This window comes from Nocardiopsis sp. NPDC055879 (genome assembly GCF_053615935.1).
Genome location: NZ_JBSHCT010000067.1, coordinates 1 through 3,200, shown reverse-complemented (window position 1 = coordinate 3,200; position 3,200 = coordinate 1). Strand labels below are relative to the sequence as shown.

At 65.2% G+C, this 3,200-nt stretch carries 2 protein-coding genes; one reads left to right on the top strand and one right to left on the bottom strand.

Annotated features, from left to right (window positions below; all coding sequences use genetic code 11):
• Positions 1-15: 15 nt before the first annotated feature.
• Positions 16-1,380, top strand: coding sequence for a DUF222 domain-containing protein (locus ACWGKS_RS29700; protein WP_452525036.1), 1,365 nt, complete (start codon positions 16-18; stop codon positions 1,378-1,380).
• An 891-nt stretch (positions 1,381-2,271) separates the two neighbouring features.
• Here ACWGKS_RS29700 and ACWGKS_RS29695 read toward each other — a convergent pair.
• The gene (locus tag ACWGKS_RS29695; protein WP_358505046.1) at positions 2,272-2,898 is read right to left on the bottom strand and encodes a mycothiol-dependent nitroreductase Rv2466c family protein; all 627 of its coding nucleotides are present in this window, start codon (positions 2,896-2,898) and stop codon (positions 2,272-2,274) included.
• Positions 2,899-3,200: the final 302 nt, after the last annotated feature.

The window sequence follows — 3,200 nt, the reverse complement described above, 5'->3', positions numbered from 1 at the left end:
GCATATAATCAGAGTATGAGCTTTCCTCCCCACGCACCGCGCCCGACCGGGAACACCCCGGTCGATAAGGCGATGGCGGGTGCGCGGGAGATCGCAGTGGAATTCTCCGGCCGGGATATCCCGTTCGGGTGCGAAGCCGATGCGCTCGCACAGTTCGGCCGCCTCAACCAGGAAACAGACCGCATCCGCTACGGGATGCTGCCCGCCCTAGCCCGTATGGAGGCCACCGGCGCCCTGCTGGAAGAGGGCGGACAGCGCAGCATCCAGACGTGGATCACCCACCAGTGGGGCACCACCCCGGCCGAGGCCAAGAGCCTCGCCACCCTCGCCCGCGCCCTACACCGGCAGCAGCTGCCCTTGGTGGAAGAAGCGTTCGGGAAGCAGACTCTGTCTTTGGGTGAGGCGTGCGCCATCGCGACCTCCACCGAAAAAGCGACTACCGAGTGGGCGAAGGTCCTGGAAACTGCGGATGAGGAATTCCGTGCCCAGTGTCCTTCGGTGGAGGGGTTTCGGGCCCGGTTGGAATACGGGCTCATCGCCTATAAACAGGAATGCCCGCAGGCTTCGGTGCGCCAGTTGCGGGACGCGGCGAAATGGTTCGTGGCCCGCCTGGATCCGGATAAGGTCGACCGGGACTACGATGAAACGTTCGAGAACCGGGGCGCGCAGTTCTCGCCCACCTTCGAGGGTGGGTTCCTGCTACGGATGTGGGGGCCGGGGGCCGATAACGAGCTGATCCAGGCCGCCTTGGAGGCTTACACCGAGCCGTATGGGCCGGAGAACGCCGCCGTGGCGAAGCATCAGCGCATCTATGACGCGATGAGGCGGATCTTCGAGACCGCTCTGACTCACCGGGGTTGCTCCAGTCTGAGCCGCCAACCGTTGGCGACCCTGAACATCACCGTGCCGCTGAAGCGGTTCCTGGGTGATGGGTCGGCCGAGCCCGCCACTACCGAGGATGGTGTGGTGTTGCCTGATCAGATGGTGGCCCGTTTGACCCCCGAGAGTTGGTTGCGCCGGTTCGTGACCGATGCCCAGGGTCGGACTCTGTTGGATGTGGGGCGTAAGCAGCGGTGCGCTCCGGATCCGGTCCGTCAAGCGGCGGGGTTCAAGAAGCCCTACTGCGAGTGGCACCAGGGCTGTGACATGCCGCGTAGCTGGTCGCAGTACGACCACATCGTCCCCTTCTCCCACGGCGGGGTGACCAGTGCCGAGAACATGCAGGTGCTGTGCTCGACCCATAACCGGCTCAAGCACCGGTTGCAGGCCAAGGTGAACCGGCAGATCTGGGAGCACCACCACGCCCAGAACCGACAGGACACCGAGACCAGCGGATCCGGGGATGGTGAGGGGGAGCCGGCCCCAGCCACCTCCCCCTAACCACCACCCGCTTCCACGACCATGCGTTCCCGCCAGGTGGAACCCCACCCCGCCGAGAACACCCCGCCGCGACCACCCCGGTTGGGTGTCAGACCCCAAGGGCCCTGTGCCCTGTGGGGATATCGGCATGCCCAGGGGCAGAAACACCGCGAACCCCCGCCCAGAGCCATATCCCGGGGCCGGAGTGGCTCCCATCGGGGGTCTCGGCGCCACTGCCACCACAGGTACCGGCTCCCGCCCCAGGTACCGGCCCACCGGCACCACCAACCCCGTGCAACCCCGTGTTGTCTCTCCATCATGATGATCTTGCTCCTAGCGCCATGTTGGGCGCCCAACATGGCGCTACGAGCAAGATCATCGCTGAGAAGACCAGAGCCGGCCACCGCGAGGACGCGCCCCGCCCCGTGCCCCACCTGTAGCGGGCCCTTCGTGACCCGACCCGTCACGTAGTGGCGACGCGCCCCACGAGGACACCAGAGGGAAGGGAAGGCATCCGGCCGCCTGCGGCCGGACCGGGCCCCCGGGGGCCCGAAGGGCCCGGGGCCGTTGGGACCTCAACCACTCTCCCCCTTCCCCGATAGCCGCCAAACCGCCGCCCGTGCCGCACGGGTCAAGGCCACCAGCCACAGCGTCACAGGACTCAACATTGCCTTGACGCGTGCGGTGCGGGCGGCAACAATCACGCGGCGGGGAAGGAGGGAGAACCCACCCCCACCCCGCCCAACAACCCCAAGGAACTCGACCCCAGGCGCCCCACCAGCAAAAAATTCCCATCTGCACCAAGAACAGCCCCGTTGAGCCCCAGGCCCATCCGGGCTAAGCGTTACAGGACAGAACGTTGTTGCCAGAACTGCTGCCAAAGCGAAGACCGTCAGGCCGTGGTCGGCTCGCTCATGCCTTGATCTCTCGGAGGCTCGGGACCTTGGTCAAGAGGAGCAGTGCTTCCCACAGGCGAAACCGCTCGGTCATCGTGGGGACTGTGTCGAGGACCGGGCCGAAGAATGTCCGCTGTCCTCCGTCTGGCGCTGTAATGGCCATGATCGGCGTACCTATTTCAGCGTCGATGCGGTCGACGCCGTCACGGTGGGAGGCACGTAGCTCGGCATCGTAGTCGGTGGACGTGCCGGCTTTCACGAGTTCGACAGACAGACCGGTGCGTTGCAGCGCCTCACCGAGTTCACCGAGCCATTGCCGTTCGGTGCCATCTGGGTTGGTCCAGAGTGCGTCGTAGAAGGCACCGAGCGATTCGTGTCCGTGCCTGGTCTGGACGGCTGCGGCAACACGTGCGGGGATCCAGAGGTAGCCGTGGGGATCGCCCTCAGGATCGTCGTCGCGATGTTCGTTGAGGATCGACAGACTCATGACACGCCAGTTCACTTCGAGCGGCACTTCGTCGGCGATCTGGGTGATCCAGCGTGCGGTGTGACGGGTGAGCGGGCAGGCGGGATCGAGCCAGAAGTCCACGACCCAACCGGTCTGGGCATCGGTAACGGTCGTTCCTGCGGTTGTGGTGCTCATGTCGTTCTCCTACCTGGGCGGTAATACCCGGGTCCATCCCCGCGTGCACGGGGAGCAGGACTCGTTGACCTGCGGGTTCATCCGGCCCACCGGCCCGAATCCGCAACCGGTCGAGAAACAGACAAACCAGACACCGAACCTCCGCAGTCGCTCCGAAAGACTCACCCAGGTTCCCGGCCGGCACAAGACGGCCGGGAAACCCTCGATTGATCTTGCTTCGGTTCGGTAGACAGATGTCCACTTTCGGATAGTTTGCTACTGAATGAGGAGATTCAAGATGCCTAGGACCCGACCGGCCTACC

Excerpts from the sequence above, each read along its gene's own strand:
- ACWGKS_RS29700 (WP_452525036.1), top strand. The coding sequence starts at position 16 with ATGAGCTTTCCTCCCCACGCACCGCGCCCGACCGGGAACACCCCGGTC.
- ACWGKS_RS29695 (WP_358505046.1), bottom strand. The coding sequence starts at position 2,898 with ATGAGCACCACAACCGCAGGAACGACCGTTACCGATGCCCAGACCGGT.